This is a genomic window from Cryobacterium sp. TMT3-29-2 (genome assembly GCF_004564305.1).
Taxonomy (GTDB): domain Bacteria; phylum Actinomycetota; class Actinomycetes; order Actinomycetales; family Microbacteriaceae; genus Cryobacterium; species Cryobacterium sinapicolor.
The window spans coordinates 15236-31042 of the sequence record NZ_SOGK01000129.1; the positions used below are offsets into that span (position 1 = coordinate 15236).

Annotated in this window: 12 protein-coding genes; 7 read left to right on the forward strand and 5 right to left on the reverse strand. The window is 69.3% G+C overall.

Annotation, left to right across the window (positions count from 1 at the left end; all coding sequences use genetic code 11):
- The first annotated feature begins 1 nt into the window (after nucleotide 1).
- Complete coding sequence (gene paaE, locus E3O67_RS14920) at nucleotides 2-1177, forward strand: 1,2-phenylacetyl-CoA epoxidase subunit PaaE (RefSeq protein WP_134429869.1); 1176 nt, start codon at nucleotides 2-4, stop codon at nucleotides 1175-1177.
- 45 nt (nucleotides 1178-1222) lie between these two features.
- Nucleotides 1223-1996 (forward strand): enoyl-CoA hydratase/isomerase family protein, encoded by a 774-nt coding sequence (locus E3O67_RS14925; RefSeq protein WP_134429871.1) that lies wholly within the window; start codon nucleotides 1223-1225, stop codon nucleotides 1994-1996.
- Nucleotides 1997-2512: 516 nt separating this feature from the next.
- Here E3O67_RS14925 and E3O67_RS14935 read toward each other — a convergent pair.
- From E3O67_RS14935 to E3O67_RS14955, 5 genes are all read right to left on the reverse strand, one after another.
- A complete protein-coding gene (locus tag E3O67_RS14935) occupies nucleotides 2513-3220 on the reverse strand; it encodes an ABC transporter ATP-binding protein (RefSeq protein WP_135103046.1) in 708 nt (235 codons plus the stop codon).
- Nucleotides 3217-5139, reverse strand: coding sequence for an ATP-binding cassette domain-containing protein (locus E3O67_RS14940; RefSeq protein WP_134429875.1), 1923 nt, complete (start codon nucleotides 5137-5139; stop codon nucleotides 3217-3219). The genes E3O67_RS14935 and E3O67_RS14940 overlap by 4 nt, the downstream gene beginning before the upstream one ends.
- 4 nt (nucleotides 5140-5143) lie before the next feature.
- Nucleotides 5144-6016: a branched-chain amino acid ABC transporter permease gene (locus tag E3O67_RS14945; protein WP_166786971.1), complete on the reverse strand. Its 873-nt coding sequence runs from the start codon at nucleotides 6014-6016 to the stop codon at nucleotides 5144-5146.
- 2 nt (nucleotides 6017-6018) lie between these two features.
- Entirely contained in the window at nucleotides 6019-7203 is a 1185-nt protein-coding gene (locus E3O67_RS14950) for an ABC transporter substrate-binding protein (RefSeq protein ID WP_134429879.1), read from the reverse strand.
- Nucleotides 7204-7378: 175 nt separating this feature from the next.
- Nucleotides 7379-8329, reverse strand: a complete 951-nt coding sequence (locus E3O67_RS14955) for an EamA family transporter (protein WP_134429881.1) — start codon at nucleotides 8327-8329, stop codon at nucleotides 7379-7381.
- Between the two features lie 242 nt (nucleotides 8330-8571).
- Between E3O67_RS14955 and recQ the strand changes: the two genes are divergently transcribed.
- The 5 genes from recQ (at nucleotide 8572) to E3O67_RS14980 (ending at nucleotide 15800) form a co-directional block, all read left to right on the forward strand.
- Complete coding sequence (gene recQ, locus E3O67_RS14960) at nucleotides 8572-10485, forward strand: DNA helicase RecQ (protein ID WP_135103058.1); 1914 nt, start codon at nucleotides 8572-8574, stop codon at nucleotides 10483-10485.
- A 124-nt stretch (nucleotides 10486-10609) separates the two neighbouring features.
- On the forward strand, nucleotides 10610-11305 hold the full coding sequence (locus E3O67_RS14965; protein WP_135103047.1) for a trans-aconitate 2-methyltransferase: 696 nt from the start codon (nucleotides 10610-10612) through the stop codon (nucleotides 11303-11305).
- Between the two features lie 267 nt (nucleotides 11306-11572).
- Nucleotides 11573-13750, forward strand: coding sequence for an acyl-CoA dehydrogenase (locus tag E3O67_RS14970; RefSeq protein ID WP_370260524.1), 2178 nt, complete (start codon nucleotides 11573-11575; stop codon nucleotides 13748-13750).
- A gap of 251 nt (nucleotides 13751-14001) precedes the next feature.
- On the forward strand, nucleotides 14002-14934 hold the full coding sequence (locus E3O67_RS14975) for an ABC transporter ATP-binding protein (RefSeq protein WP_135103048.1): 933 nt from the start codon (nucleotides 14002-14004) through the stop codon (nucleotides 14932-14934).
- On the forward strand, nucleotides 14931-15800 hold the full coding sequence (locus E3O67_RS14980; protein ID WP_135103049.1) for an ABC transporter permease: 870 nt from the start codon (nucleotides 14931-14933) through the stop codon (nucleotides 15798-15800). The genes E3O67_RS14975 and E3O67_RS14980 overlap by 4 nt, the downstream gene beginning before the upstream one ends.
- Nucleotides 15801-15807 lie beyond the last annotated feature (7 nt).

Below are 15807 nucleotides of genomic sequence, written 5' to 3' on the forward strand. Positions count from 1 at the left end.
CATGGCCGCACTCAATCTGGGCAGTACCGATTCCGCCGTTCTCGACCCCGCCGCCGATCTCTCCGACGACCTCGCTGCAACGCCCACGAAACGTCGCGCCCGGTTCCACACGCTCACCGTCGGCGACGTGCGTCAGCTCACCCAGGACAGCGTCGAGGTGACCTTCCTGGTTCCCGAGGAACTGCAGGGGGAGTTCGACTACGACCCTGGGCAGCACCTGGCACTGCGCGCCACGATCGACGGCCGGGAGCTACGCCGCAGCTACTCGATCTGTCGTCCGCACGCGCTCGGTTCGGTCAGCGTCGCGATCAAGCGCGACCTCGGCGGCGTCTTCTCCAGCTGGGCGAACACCGAACTCCGGGCCGGGGACCGCCTCGACGTGATGAGCCCGCAGGGCACGTTCACCACCGCGCTGGAGACCCTGGACGACAAGCACATCGTCGGCATCGCCGCCGGCAGCGGCATCACGCCGCTGATGTCGCTCGCGCACACCGTGCTCGAACGCTCGGAGACCTCTCGCTTCACGCTCGTCTACACGAACCGCACCGCGCTCGACGTGATGTTCCTCGACGAGCTCGCCGACCTGAAGGACCGGTACCCGGCCCGGCTGGCACTGCACCACGTGCTCTCGCGCCAGTCCCGCTCCTCCGCCCTGCTCTCCGGCCGGATCGACGAGGAGAAGCTGCGCCTGATGCTGGCCAGCATCATCCGTCCCGCCGCCGTCGACGAGTGGTTCCTCTGCGGGCCGTTCGAGCTGGTGCAGCTGTGCCGCGACACGCTGGAGAGCGTGGACGTCGAGCCCGGCCACATCCGGTTCGAGCTGTTCACGACGGGGGAGCCGGCGCACGCCGCCGGCGACACCGGGCGGCCCGTCATCGTCGGGATCGGGGACAAGACCTTCGAGATCGAGTTCACCCTCGACGGCGAGAGTGCCACGGTAACCACGCCGGTCAACGCGAAGGAGAGCATCCTGAACGCCGCCCTGCGTGTGCGTCCGGACGTTCCGTTCGCCTGCGCCGGGGGAGTGTGCGGCACCTGCCGCGCCAAGCTCGTCAGCGGCGACGTCACGATGACCGAGAACTACGCCCTCGAGCCGGATGAACTGGCCCGCGGCTACGTGCTCACCTGTCAGTCGCACCCCACGACCGACCGGGTCGTCGTCGACTACGACGTGTAGCGCCAGCCACCCAGGTACGGCGCGCAAGCGCAGAAAGCGGTTTCCGTGATCGAGCTGACCATCCGGGACGACGTGGCCCACGTCGTCCTCAACGCCCCCGACAAGCTGAACGCGCTCGACGCGGCGGCGCTGTCCGAACTCGAGGCCGCGTACGAGACCGCGGAGGCGGCCGGCGTGCGCGCCCTCGTGCTTCGCGGCGAGGGCCGCGCGTTCTGCGCGGGTCGCGACATCTCCGGCGTCGACCCGCGAGATGACGATGTGATGGGTTTCCTGGGGGGACTCGTCACACCGTTGCTGCAGCGCATGAGCGCCTTCCCGGCGCCCACCTTCGCCGCCGCGACCGGGGCCTGCCTGGGGGTGGGCCTCGGCCTGCTGATCGCCACGGATGTCGTTTACGTCGCCGACACCGCGAAGATCGGGTCCCCATTCGCGAACCTCGGCGCCACGCTCGATTCCGGCGGCCATGCCCTGTTCGTCGACCGGCTCGGCGCGCACCGCGCCCTCGACCTGATCTACTCCGGCCGGCTGATGTCGGGCGCGGAGGCCGTGGCCGCCGGCCTGTTCAGCCAGGTCTTCCCGGCCGACGAGGTGATGGATGCCACGGTGCGGGCCGCCGAGCGGGCCGCACGCGGCGCGACGCAGGCCTTCCTCGCCAGCAAGGAGCTCGTGCGCGCCCTCCGGGACGACCGCCTCGGCCTCTGGCAGAGCGTCGCCGCCGAAAACCTGGCCCAGGCGGCCCTCTGCGACAGCGATGACTACCGTGAGGGCTTCGCCGCCTTCCAGCAGAAGCGCAAACCCGCCTTCTCAGGCCGCGGCTGACCCGTCCCGTCCCGTCCCGTCCCGTCCCGTCCCGTCCCGTCCCGTCCCGTCCCGTCCCGTCCCGTCCCGTCCCGTCCCGTCCCGTCCCGTCCCGTCCCGTCCCGTCCCTTCTCCGCACCGGCGTGTGTTGTGGCTAACTCAGGAGATCCGCCCGGCCGGGCCGGACATCCGCACCGGTTCCGCACTGGTCTGCGGTGGCCGGGTGACATCGGCAACGGATGTCCTGAGTTGGCCACGCGCGCGGGCTCGGCCAGGGCTGACCCACGGAGGACGCGGGAGAACCCAAATCGCCGTCAAATTCGCTCGGGAAGCGAAAGCCATCGTTTGCTGGCAGCGACGGATCGGATCCCGCGCGGGTGCTGCGCCGCTGCGCTGGTGGCACGCCACGCGCGGAACGGCGCAGCACCCGCGCGCCGCCCCGGTGCGGGAACGGATGCCGCGCGCAAGCCGAAAGGAGGGGCGCGCACCCAGGTGCGCGCCCCTCCTTCGCGTGCGTTGCCGCCGCGCCGCGCCCCGTTACACCGTCGCGCCACCCAGGTAGGCGTTGTGCACCTCGGGGAGCTCCACCAGTTCGGCGGGTGTTCCCGTGAGCGCCACCCGTCCGCGGTGCATGACCACAGCCCGGTGCGCGATCTTGAACGAGGCGCGCACATTCTGCTCCACGAGGAGCACCGCCAGCTGCTTCTCGACGCAGAGCCGGGACAGCACATCCATGATCTCGGCGACCACCTTCGGTGCCAGCCCGATGGACGGCTCGTCCAGCATGATCGCCGTCGGGTTGGCCATCAGGCCGCGCCCGATGGCCACCATCTGCTGCTCGCCGCCCGAGAGGGTTCCGGCCGCCTGCCCCATCCGGGTGCGCAGCCGGGGGAACAGCTCGAGGATCGAGTCGACGTCGCCGTGGCCCTTCTTCGTCCAGGCGCCCAGCATCAGGTTGTCCCGCACCGAGAGGGTCGGGAAGCACAGCCGGTTCTCGGGCACATGGGTCAGGCCGAAGCCGGCCATCTTCTCCGCGGGCTTCCCGGTGATCGTGCGGCCCTCGAGGGTCACGCTGCCCCCGGTGGGCCGGATGAGGCCGCTGACGGTCCGCAGCAGAGTCGTCTTCCCGGCCCCGTTCGAGCCCACCACGGCGACGATCTCCCCGCGCGCCACCTCGAAGCTGACCTCGTGCAGCACCGCGAGCTTGCCATAGCCGGCGTCCAGGCCGGAAACGATCAGCGTCATGCGTGCTCCTCCAACTCGTTCAGTTCTGCTTCGGCCTCGTCGAGGTCCGTGCCCAGGTAGGCAACCACCACGGCCGGGTCATTGCGCACCGACTCCGGGTCTCCGTGTGCGATCAGCACGCCGTCGTCGAGCACCGCGACGTGGTCGGCGAGGCTCATCACCTGCGCCACATCGTGCTCGACGAGCACGATCGTGAGCCCGGCCGTCCGGAGCCGCCGCAGCAGTTCGGCCATCACCTCGCGCTCCGTGCCGGACAGGCCGGCCATCGGCTCGTCGAGCAGCAGCAGGGCCGGCTCGGCGGCCAGGGCGCGGCAGACCTCCATGATTCGCTGCTTGCCGAACGACAGGTCCGAGGCCGAGTCGTCCGCGGCATCCGTGAGTCTCATCGACTGCAGGATTTCGTAGGACGCGGCGCGGTGGGCGCTCTGCTCAGCCGACTGCAGTCCCAGCATTCCGCGGAGGACGCCCGCACTTCCCTTGCGGTACCGGCCCATGTACACGTTGCCGACGACATCCGTCGAGGTGAAGACCTGCAGGTTCTGGAACGTGCGGGTCAGCCCGTGCTTGGCGGCGACGTGCGGCTTGCGGCCGGAGATGACCTGGCCGAGGAACGTGACCGTGCCCTCGCTCGGAATCAACGCTCCGGAGATCATGTTGAAGCAGGTCGTCTTCCCGGCGCCGTTGGGCCCGATCAGACCCAGGATACTGCCGGCCGGCACGGTGAGACTCACGTCGTTGACGGCGACGACACCGCCATACCGCTTGGTCAGACCCTCGAGGACGAGGATCGGCTCACCGGCCGCGACCGGGGTGCTGACGGCTGGGAGCTGCGGGATCGTCGTGTCGTCCTCCGCGGCGTGCGCGTGCGCATGGGCATCGCCGGGCGGGCGTTTCCCGGCGAACGGCAGCTTCTGCCACAGCGAGGTCGCCGCCTGGTGGAGGCCGCCGGGCAGCAGCAGGATCACCAGGATCAGGACGATGCCGTAACCGAGCAACTGCACCTCGCCGGTGGCTCCGGGGAAGACGGCCGGGATGATGTCCCGCATGCCCTCGCCGAGGAACTGCACCAGGAAGGCCCCCGCGACGGCACCCCAGACCGATCCGAGACCCCCGATGACGACCATCAGCAGGATCGAGACCGACAGGTGGAATTCGGCGGTCGCCGGGCTCACGATCGCGACCTGGTAGGCGTAGAAAACGCCGCCGAGTCCCGCGAATCCGGCGGAGAGCACAAAGACCTTCAACCGCAGCGCATAGGTGTTGACACCCAGGCTCTCGGCGGCGAGTTCGGAATCGTTGACCGCCGAGAGGGCGCGGCCCGCGCGGCTGTGCGTGAGGTTCAGGGCCAGGATCAGCCCGATCACCACGAACGGCGTCACGAACCAGAGGAAGAAGCCGCTGTTGTCGATCGGGATTCCGAGGACAGTGGGCCTCGAGATACCGTAGATGCCCGTGGTGCGTCCGGTGACGTCCCATTCGCGCACGCCGATCATCACGATGAAGCCGAGCCCCAGCGTCGCCAGCGCGAGGTAGTGACCACGCAGGCGCATGAGTGGAAGGCCCACGAGCAGGGCGACCAGCATCGCGGCGAGCACCCCGACGGTGGCCGCGACCGGGCCGGGCAGGTCGAGCTTGGTGAGCAGGATCGCGTGGGTATACGCCCCGATCGCGAAGAACGCGGCCTGCCCGAGGCTGACCTGTCCGGCTAGGCCCATCAGTAGATTGAGTCCGATGGCCGGCAGGGCGAAGATCATGGCGAAGACGACGATGTTCATGACCGAGGAACTGGCCGTGAACGGGACCACGATCATCAGGGCGACGAGCACGCCGCAGCCGATCAGTGTGCCCTTGTTGTTCGCCCAGAAACGCGCGCGGGGGGAGAGCGTCCCGACGAAGGTTGGTGTGGTTGCATGTGTCATTTCGCTACACCCTGACCGCTGTGGGCTTGAGAACGAGGCCCTGGGGACGGACGACGAGCACAAGGATGAGGATGAGGAAGGCGGCGCCGTCCCTCAGACCGGACGAGACGTACCCGGCCACGTAGGCCTCGATCACGCCGAGCAGGAGCGCCCCGACGATCGCGGCGCGGAAGGAGACGAATCCGCCGAGGACGGCGGCGACGAAACCCTTGAGGCCGAGCAGCACGCCGCCCGACCAGAGCGAGAGGTAGATCGGGGAGGCCACCACGCCGGCGACACCCCCGACGAAACCCGCGATTGCGAAAGCCAGCACCGAGGCGGTGACCGGGGAGATCCCCACAATGCGCGCCGCGACGGGCTGCTCCGCACAGGCCCGCAGCGCCTTGCCCCAGCGCGACTTCTCGTAGAAGAGCACGATTCCGCCGCCGACCACGACGAGGGCGCCGATCATCCAGAATTCCTGAGAACGGATGCTCACCCCGCCGATCAGGAGGTTGGTTCCCGGGAAGAGCGGCACCCCTTTGGCTTCGGGCCCCCAGGCCAGCAGCATGATCGCCTGCAGCAGCGTCGAGACGCCGAGGGTCAGGATGATGGAGATGAGCGGGGTCAGCTTCTTCACTCGTGCGATGATCAGTCGTTCCATCGCGATGGCCACGAGGGTCACCGAGAGGATCGCGACCAGGATCGCGAGGAGGAGCGGCATGCCGGCGGCGGCGAGCCAGGCGCTCCCCAGCCCGGCCAGCATCGCGAATTCGCCCTGGGCAATGTTGATGACGTGGCGGACCGTGTAGACGGCGATCAGGCCGACGGCGAGCAGGGCGTACACAGATCCCTGTGAGAGCCCTGCCACCGTCAATTGCAGGAAATCAGTGAGCACGATCAGTCCTTGATGAGGTTCCAGCGACCATCCTCGGCCTCAGCCAGGATGAGGGCGGAGGCGTCGAGTCCGGAATGGTTCTTCGCGGTCATCTGGAAGACTCCGGAGATCCCGGTCCACTCGGCACTCTCGAGTTCGTCGCGCAGGGCATCCGCGTCGGTTCCGGCGGCCTCGATCGCGTTGACGGCGATGTGCCAGGCGTCGAACGCGTGGCCCGCGAAACCGGACGGCTGCTCGCCGTAGGCCGCGCTGTAGTCCGCCTGGAACTTCTCGATGACCTCGCGCTGCGAGTTGTCGGCTTCCAACTGGTCAGCGACGAGCAGGCGGCCCATCGGAGCGACGACGCCGTTGGCGGCGTCACCGGCGGCGTCGAAGAATGCCTGGTTCGAGATGCCGTGCGAGTGGTAGACCGGCTTGTTCACGCTGAGCTGCGCGTACGCCTTCTGAGCCAGGCCGGCCGAGGGGTTGATGCCCCAGATGATGACGGCGTCGGAGTCCGAACCGCGCACGTTGGTCATCTGCGGGGTGAAGTCGGTCGCGCTCGGCTCGAACGCCTCCGTCATCGTGAGGGTGATGCCGCGCTCGGCGCCGAGGTCCGTGATGTACTCCGCGACCCCTTCGCCGAAGCCGCTCGCGTCGCGCACGAGAGCCACCTTGGTGTAGCCCTTGGCCTCGGCGTCGTCGAGGATGCGCTCGAGCACGACCACGTCGTTCTGCGCGGTCTTGAAGACCCACTCCGAGCCCTCGACGATGGCCACGTTGGCCGCGACGGAGATCATCGGGATCTTCGCGGCTTCCGCGATGGGGCGCATGGCCAGGCTGGGACCGGTGCGCGAGGCGCCGATGATGATGTCGACCTTGTCGCTCTCGATCAGCTTGCTGGTTGCCTTGGCGGCACCGTCCTCGGTCGACTGGTTGTCGATGATGGTGAGCTCGACATCGCGGCCGCCGATGCCGCCGTCGTCGTTGAGCTGCTTGGCCAGCATGGTGAGCGTGTTCTGCTCCGGCACGCCGAGGCTGGCGCCGACGCCGGTGACGTCGAGAACCGCGCCGATCTTGATCGGGCCGGCCTCCGCGGCAGGGTCGGCCTCGGCCGTTCCCCCCAGGTTCGAGGTGCTGCATCCGGTCAGCGCAAGGGCTGTGATGACGGCGATGGGCGCGATGAAGCGCATACGAGACTTCTTCATTGGAATCTCCTTCAGAGGAACAGATAATTAGTGACCGACCAGTCGTTCACTAATTCAGGTGTGGGCCTGACAGTACCGTGGCACCGCTCCGCGCGGCAAGACCCTCTTCGCGGCCTTACATAACGAGTGGGTGACGGTGTCGGCGGTGAACGGATGCATGCCGGCGGCCGGTTCGTCAGGCCAGCGCGAGCATCCCGGCCGCGGCGAGGGCGAGTGCGAGGCCCAGCCACTGCACGGGCGCGATCCGCTCCCGGAGCACAACGGCGGCGAGCAAAATCGTCCCGGCCGGGTACATCGCCGTGAGCACGCTCATCACGCTGAGGTCGCCGGCGCGCATGCCGAGCAGTAGCAGCACGTTCGCCACGACGTCGATCACTCCGCAGGCCACGGCCAGCCGCAGCCCGATGGCCAGCGTCGAGCGGGGGTGCGGCGCGCCATCCGTCGAAGAGACTGGAAGGCTCGCCGCAGCCGGTCCCGCTGCCGCCCGGGCCTGCGCCGCCCGGACCGGCACCAGCGCCCGGCGCCGCTGAAGCGCGACCAGGGCGAGCAGCCCGACCACGGCGAACATGATCGACGCATTCACCGCCCGGTTCAGCACCAGCGGCACAAGTCCGCTGTCCGCCGGGGTCAGGTCGATCATCACCATGAAGGCGCCGATCATCGTGCCGGAGCCGAGGGCCATCAGAACGCCGAGCAGGCTCGGGCGCACGGCGCCGCGTTCGGGCACGAAGCCCACGAGCACCACCGCCACGAGGGCGAGGCCGAGGGCCCAGTAGCCGATCGGGGCGAGTCGGTCGCCGCCGGCGAGTCCCACCGTCATCGGCACGACCGCCGACACCACGGCCGTGAGCGGGGAGAGGATGCTCATCGGCCCGATCGCGAGGCAGGCGTAGAGCAGCGAGATCGCGATCGCGCCGCTGATCCCCGACAGCGCTCCCCACAGCACGGCCGAAGGCGACCAGGCACCCGCCACGAACGGGAGGGCGAGAAGCAGTGCCACGAGCCCGGATGCCGCGGCGACGGCCGTCACGAGCAGGGAACTCATGCGCTTGGCGGCGAGTCCGCCGAGGAAGTCGGCACTGCCGAAGATGAGTGCGCCGGTGAGGCCGAGGACCGCGGTAAGCATAGGAAATGAGCTTAGCGAGTGCGCCAGCCCACCCCCCGCCTTCCCGCCTTCCCGACTCCCCGCCTGCTCATTCCCCTCTCGCCCGCTTTCGCGAACGGATGCCGCCGCGCGGTCCTGTCGGAGGCCGCAGGTAGAGTTACCGGGTGAGTTGGAACGCCGAAATACCGTGGGATCCCGACGAGTTCGAACCACCCGACGAATTCGATGCCCCGCCGCCGCCCGACGGCTATGCCGGCGGAGCCATGGACTGGAACCCCGCGTCGCCCGGCGCCGCCGATGCCGGCCGCGTCGTCGCACGCCCGGCGGCGGCCCCACCCCGCCGTGCCACCGCGAAGTTCGCAACCGCCGCCGAGGCCCTGCGCACGGTCTTCGGCTACGACTCCTTCCGCGGCGAACAGGCCGCCATCATCGATCAGGTCATCGGCGGCAACGACGCGGTCGTGCTGATGCCCACCGGTGGCGGCAAGAGCCTCTGCTACCAGATCCCCTCGCTTGTGCGGGAGGGCACCGGCATCGTCATCTCGCCGCTGATCGCTCTCATGCAAGACCAGGTCGACGCGCTCACCGCCGTGGGCGTGCGCGCCGCGTTCCTCAACTCCAGCCAGGACTCCGCCGCCCGCGGCCAGGTCGAGCGCGACTACCTTGCCGGCCACCTCGACCTGCTCTATGTTGCCCCGGAACGGCTCTCCAACGAGGCCACCAAACGCTTCCTCGACCGGGGCACCATCGCCCTGTTCGCCATCGACGAGGCCCACTGCGTGTCGCAGTGGGGGCACGACTTCCGGCCCGACTACCTGGCCCTGTCCGAGCTGGCCGACCGCTGGCCCGACGTGCCCCGCATCGCCCTCACCGCCACGGCCACCGACGCCACCCACAAAGAGATCACCACCCGGCTGCAGATGGGCGACGCCCGGCATTTCGTCGCCAGCTTCGACCGACCCAACATTCAGTACCGCATCGTCGGTAAGGCCGAGCCGCGCAAGCAGCTGCTGGCCTTCATCAAGGCGGAGCACCCCACGGATGCCGGCATCGTCTACGCGCTCAGCCGCAAGACCGTCGAGGCGACCGCCGACTTCCTGCGCCAGAACGGGCTGAACGCCCTGCCCTACCACGCGGGCCTCGACCAGGGACTGCGTGCCCGCACCCAGTCCCGGTTCCTCCGCGAGGAAGGCGTCATCATCGTCGCCACGATCGCGTTCGGCATGGGAATCGACAAACCGGACGTGCGCTTCGTCGCCCACATCGACCTGCCCAAGTCCGTCGAGGGCTACTACCAGGAGACCGGCCGAGCCGGCCGCGACGGCCTGCCCTCCACCGGATGGCTCACCTACGGACTGCAAGACGTCGTGCAGCAGCGCCGCATGATCGACGAGTCGCCCGGCGATCTCGGCCACCGGCGCAAGCTCTCCGCCCACCTTGACGCGATGCTCGCGCTCTGCGAGACCGTCAGCTGCCGCCGCGTCAACCTGCTGCGCTACTTCGGCCAGGCGAGCGAGCCGTGCGGCAACTGCGACACCTGCCTCGAGCCGCCCGTCGGCTGGGACGGCACGGTCCCCGCCCAGAAACTGCTCTCCACGGTGGTGCGCCTGCTGCGCGAGCGCAACCAGCGCTTCGGCGCCGGCCAGCTCATCGACATCCTGCGCGGCAAGGTCACTGCGCGCACCACCCAGCACAGCCACGACCAGCTGGCCACCTGGGGCATCGGCGCCGACCTCAGCGACCAGCAGTGGCGCGGAGTCGTTCGGCAGCTGCTGGCCCAGGGCTTCCTGGCCACCTCCGGCGAATACGGCACGCTGGTTCTGACGGATGCCGCCGCGGAGGTCCTCGCGGGCCGCCGCACCGTCGAGCTGCGCACCGAGCCCGAACGGGCCGCACGTCCGGCGGCCGGTGCCCGCAAGAGCGCCGCGAAGGCGGCCGCGGCCGACCTCACCCCCGAGCAGGAGACCCTGTTCGAGGCGCTGCGAGGGTGGCGTTCCGCCCAATCGAAAGAGCAGGGGGTGCCGGCCTACATCATTTTCGGCGACGCGACCCTGCTGGCCATCGCCGCGACGAAGCCGGCCACCCTGGCCGACCTCGACGGCATCTCCGGCGTCGGCGCCAAGAAGCTCGACGCCTACGGCGCCGCCCTCCTCGAGGTCGTCGCCGCCGGAACCTGATGCGCGCCCGGTCCCGCCGCCGGCCGCGATCGGCCGAACCCGGCAGCACGCGCAGCATCCCGCGGGACCAGCTAAACGGCTATACGGCTAAACGGCTAAACGGCTAAACGGGTAGAACTGAATCATGGACTGGACCGAATTCTTTGACGCGCAAGCAGGCCGCCCGACGCGTTCGGTGCTGCTCCGCGCGCTCGAGCTCCGCGCCGCCGCGCAGCCCGGCACGTTTCCCGGATCGGCCGCCGCGGCGCCCGATTTCTCGGCCCCCGAGCCCGGCGGCTCGATTCCGGCCCCTCCCGGAACGGCGATCGATCTGGGCTGCGGTGAGGGCACCGAGACCCGGCACCTGCTCTTCGCCGGCTGGACCGTGCACGCCTTCGACGCCGACCCAGGCGCCGAGGCCAGGGTCAGGCAGGGCCTCGGCCCGGCCGAGCAGGCCCGCCTGACCTTCCACCGGTCCCGCTTCGAGGAACTCCCCGAACTGCCTGCCGCCGACCTCCTCTACGCGGGCTTCTCCCTGCCGTTCTGCGACCCGGCGGTGTTCCCGGAACTGTGGGCGCGCATCCGCAGGGCGCTTCGGCCCGGTGCCTGGTTCGCCGGCGAGTTCTTCGGCCCCCACGACGACTGGGCCGGCCGTGCCGACATGAACTTCCACGATCGCGGCCAGGTCGACATTCTCCTCGCCGACCTGCACGTCGCCGATCTCGTCGAAGACGACCGGCCCGGCCAGTCGGCCTTCGGCCCCCGCCACTGGCACCTCTTCCACGTCATCGCCCGCACACCGCCCCCTGCCCCAACGAATTCGACGGAGATTTTGAGCTAAAACCACGTTTTGGGCCTGATTCAGGGCTTCTCGGGCAAAAGCTCCGTCGAATTCGTCAGGGGCGGCCGGGCCGACGCTCCGCCGGCAGCAGCGCCCCGTTTGTGGGTATGAGTGCAGCAAGACGCGGTACCGCTGTGGAAACCTACAAAACGGATGCCGAGCGGAGCATGCTTTGTTGTAGGCCCGTCACGCACTATTTCCACCCATGGCGAGAGGCACCTAACGTGTAAGAAAATTTCGAGTTCGCGCGAAGACGAAGGACCAATGATGGTTGACACTGCCCAGCGCTCCAATAGCAAGAAACCCGCCCGTACTCCGGGCAAGACCTCCGCCAAGACGACAACGACCCGGGCCAAGAGGCCGGCCACGACAATGCTCACGCCTCCCGTGGCCCCCGCCGTCGACACCGGCCCGGTCATGATCGCCGGCCAGGCCGGTGCCCCCACGGTCAACGTCGAGTCGTTGCACCGTCAGCTGCTCGGCACCTGGGCCGACGTGCGCCTGCGTGCCCGCGAGCTCACGGCACGGCCCGAGCTACAGCGCGTCGAGGGACAGTCCATGGCCGAGCACCGCGAGCGCGTGCTGGGCCAGCTGCGCATCCTCGCCGAGAACGGACATGTCCACCGCGCCTTCCCGAAGGATCTCGGCGGCGCCGACGACCACGGCGGAAACATCGCCGGGTTCGAGGAACTCGTCACGGCCGACCCCAGCCTGCAGATCAAGGCGGGCGTGCAGTGGGGCCTGTTCGGCGCGGCCGTGCTGCACCTCGGCACCAAGAAGCACCACGACGCCTACCTGCCCGGCATCATGACCATGCAGGTCCCAGGCGTCTTCGCGATGACCGAGACCGGCCACGGTTCGGATGTCGCGGCCATCGGCACGACGGCGACGTACGACCCGGCCACGGCGGAATTCGTCATCGACACCCCGTTCCGCGCGGCGTGGAAGGACTATCTCGGCAACGCCGCCAAGGACGGCATCGCCGCCGTGCTCTTCGCCCAGCTGATCACTGCGGGCGTCAACCACGGCGTGCACGCCTTCTGGGTGCCGCTCCGCGACGAGTCCGGGAATTTCCTGCCCGGCATCGGCGGTGAGGACGACGGCCTCAAGGGCGGGCTGAACGGCATCGACAACGGCCGACTCCACTTCGACGGGGTGCGCATCCCCCGCGCGAACCTGCTGAACCGGTACGCCGACGTGGCCGAGGACGGTACCTACGCCAGCCCGATCGCCAGCCCCGGCCGCCGCTTTTTCACCATGCTCGGCACCCTCGTTCAGGGGCGGGTCTCGCTCGACGGAGCCGCCACCCAGGCCTCGGCGATGGCCCTCACGATCGCCATCACCTACGGCAGCCAGCGCCGACAGTTCAACGCCGGCAGCGACACCGACGAGGAGGTCATCCTCGACTACCAGCGCCACCAGCGCCGCCTGCTGCCGCGCCTGGCCACGACCTACGCGCACACGTTCGCCCACGACGAGTTCCTGGTCAAGTTCGACCAAGTCTTCAGTGGTCAGGCCGACACGGATGCCGACCGGCAAGACCTCGAAACCCTCGCCGCCGCTCTCAAGCCGCTCTCGACCTGGCACGCACTCGACACCCTGCAGGAGGCCCGTGAGGCCTGCGGCGGCGCCGGCTTCCTGGCCGAGAACCGGCTGGTCGGCCTCCGCGCAGACCTCGACGTCTTCGCCACCTTCGAGGGCGACAACAACGTGCTGCTGCAGCTCGTCGCCAAGCGCCTGCTCACGGACTTCAGCCGCAAGTTCGCCTCGGCCGGCCCGGGCGTCCTCGCCCGCTACGTCGTGCAGCAGGCTGCCGGCCGTGCCTACCACGGCACCGGGCTCCGCAGCCTGGGCCAGGCGGTTGCCGACTTCGGCTCCACCGCTCGCTCGGTGGGCCACCTCCGCGACACCGCGGTGCAGCGGGAACTGCTCACCAACCGGGTCGAGACCATGATCGCGGAGATTGCGGGCAAGCTCCGCTCGGCGGGCAAGCTGCCGGCGAAGGATGCCGCGGCCCTCTTCAACGCCAACCAGGATCAGCTGATTGAGGCGGCCCGTTCGCACGGTGAGCTGCTGCAGTGGGAGGCGTTCACCCGGGCGGTCGAGACCACCGAGGACGCAGGCACGAAGCAGGTCCTCACCTGGCTGCGGGACCTGTTCGGCCTCGGGCTGGTGGAGAAGCACCTGGCCTGGTACCTGATCCACGGGCGCCTGTCGGCGAAGCGGGCGCAGTCGGTTACGGCCTACATCGACCGCATCATCGCCCGGCTCCGTCCGCACGCTCTCGACCTGGTCGACGCGTTCGGCTACAGCCAGGACCACCTCCGCTCGGCGATCGCGAGCGGCGCCGAGCAGGATCGCCAGAACGAGGCACGGGACTACTACCAATCCCAGCGCGCCAACGGCACCGCTCCCCGTGCTGAGAAGGCCCCCGCCAGAAAGTAGCCCAGAAAGTAGCCCAGAAGTAGCCCCCGGGGCGAATCGCGCCCCGGGGCTTCCCGTTCCGGTCGAGAGTGCCCGTTCCGCGGGTCACTCTCGACCGGAACGGGCACACTGGCCTCGTACCCAGGTACCAGGCCGGCGGGCGCATAAGCGTCCGTCGGGCCGATGCGCGCAGCATCCGTCACCCGTAGCGTCGTTGACGGGTCGATTTCACAGTGTGAGACCGGCCCCGACGATGTACAACGAGGAGACGGATGATTCAGGCACAGTCCCTGACCAAACGGCACGGTGACAAGACCGCGGTCGACGCGATCGACTTCACCGTGCAGCCCGGCACTGTGACCGGCCTGCTGGGCCCGAACGGCGCCGGCAAGAGCACCATCATGCGCATGATCGTCGGACTGGACCGGCCGACCGCCGGATCGGTCACGGTCAACGGCAAGCATTATCGCGAGCACCGCGCGCCGCTCTGTGAGGTGGGCGTTCTGCTTGATGCGAAGGCCGTGCACACCGGCCGCTCGGCCCGGAACCATTTGCTGGCCCTGGCGGCCACCCACGGCATCCCGGCCGCTCGGGTCGACGAGGTGATCGAGCTCACCGGGCTCGGACCCGTAGCCCGCAAGCGCGTCGGTGGTTTCTCGCTCGGTATGGGCCAGCGCCTCGGAATCGCCGCGGCGCTGCTCGGCGACCCCTCGGTGCTGATCCTCGACGAGCCCGTCAACGGGCTCGACCCCGAGGGTGTGCAGTGGGTGCGCCAGCTGATGCGGCGCCTCGCCGCGGAAGGCCGCACCGTGCTGCTGTCCTCGCACATGATGAGCGAAATGGCTCTCACAGCCGACCACCTGATCATGCTGGGCCGGGGCAAGGTCATCGCGAATGCCCCGGTCTCGGAGATCATCGGCATGGCCGGTACTCACCGGGTGCGCGTGCGCACGCCGCAGGCGGCCCAGCTCGCCGCCCTGCTCGCCCAGCCCGACGTCACCGTCACCACCGATGAGGCGGATCTGCTCGAGGTGTCCGGGATCTCGGCCGGCGACATCGGCGAACACGCGGCCGGCGCGGGCATCGTGCTGCACGAGCTGACCGGTGTGAGCGCGTCGCTCGAAGAGGCCTACCTGGCCCTGACCCAAGACGAGGTGGAGTACCGCGCCAGCGGCTCCGCACAACTGCAGGAGGCCGGACGATGACCGAGACGACTGCGACCGAAACGACCGCGCCCGTCGCTCACACCTCCCCGGCCGCAGGCGGTGCCGCATCCGCCGGGTACGGCCTGAGCGCGGTCGGCCTGCTGCGTTCGGAGTGGATCAAGTTGCGCAGCGTGCGCTCGACCGCCTGGTCGTACGCCCTGCTTGTGTTGGTCTCGCTCGCCCTTGCGGCTGTCATGTCTTCGACGCTCGATCTGCAGGGGGCGGATGCCTCGATGATCCCCGCGGCCGACCAGGCGACCTTCATCGCCCAGACGGCCACCTTCGGGGTGTTCTTCGGCCAGTTGATCGTCGCCGTCCTCGGCGCGTTGACCATCAGCGGCGAGTACTCCACCGGCATGATCCGGTCCACGCTGACCGCGGTGCCGCGCCGGCTGCCCGCCCTCGCGGCAAAGGCCGCCGTGCTGTTCGGCACGACCTTCCTGGTCGGGCTGGCCGCCAACCTCGGTTCCTATCTGGTGGCCTCGCTAATACTCTCCCGTCAGGGCCTGGGCGTCAGCATCGCGGACCCGGCCGTGTTCCTGCCGGTGCTCGGCGGTGCGCTCTACCTGGCCTTGATCGCGGTCTTCGCCCTCGGTGTCGGCACGATCGTGCGCAGCGGGGCCGGCGGCATCGCGGTCGTGCTCGGCATCGTGCTGCTGCTGCCGATGGTGCTGCAGGTGATCGCCGCCCCGTGGGCCGCCGCCGTGCTGCCGTACCTGGTCTCGAACGCGGGCATCAACATGTTCGGACTGATGTCCTTCAGCCAGGTGCCGATCGAGTGGTGGGTCAACCTGCTGGTCGTGCTCGGTTGGCTCGCAGTCAGCCTGGTCGGTGCTGCCGCGGTGTTGAAGCGGAGGGACGCGTAGAGTCCTC

Coding starts and splice junctions, on each gene's coding strand:
- paaE (WP_134429869.1), top strand. CDS start 2: ATGGCCGCACTCAATCTGGGCAGTACCGATTCCGCCGTTCTCGACCCC.
- E3O67_RS14935 (WP_135103046.1), bottom strand. CDS start 3,220: ATGACGCTGATCGTTTCCGGCCTGGACGCCGGCTATGGCAAGCTCGCG.
- E3O67_RS14940 (WP_134429875.1), bottom strand. CDS start 5,139: ATGACACATGCAACCACACCAACCTTCGTCGGGACGCTCTCCCCCCGC.
- E3O67_RS14950 (WP_134429879.1), bottom strand. CDS start 7,203: ATGAAGAAGTCTCGTATGCGCTTCATCGCGCCCATCGCCGTCATCACA.
- E3O67_RS14955 (WP_134429881.1), bottom strand. CDS start 8,329: ATGCTTACCGCGGTCCTCGGCCTCACCGGCGCACTCATCTTCGGCAGT.
- recQ (WP_135103058.1), top strand. CDS start 8,572: ATGGACTGGAACCCCGCGTCGCCCGGCGCCGCCGATGCCGGCCGCGTC.
- E3O67_RS14965 (WP_135103047.1), top strand. CDS start 10,610: ATGGACTGGACCGAATTCTTTGACGCGCAAGCAGGCCGCCCGACGCGT.
- E3O67_RS14970 (WP_370260524.1), top strand. CDS start 11,573: ATGGTTGACACTGCCCAGCGCTCCAATAGCAAGAAACCCGCCCGTACT.
- E3O67_RS14975 (WP_135103048.1), top strand. CDS start 14,002: ATGATTCAGGCACAGTCCCTGACCAAACGGCACGGTGACAAGACCGCG.
- E3O67_RS14980 (WP_135103049.1), top strand. CDS start 14,931: ATGACCGAGACGACTGCGACCGAAACGACCGCGCCCGTCGCTCACACC.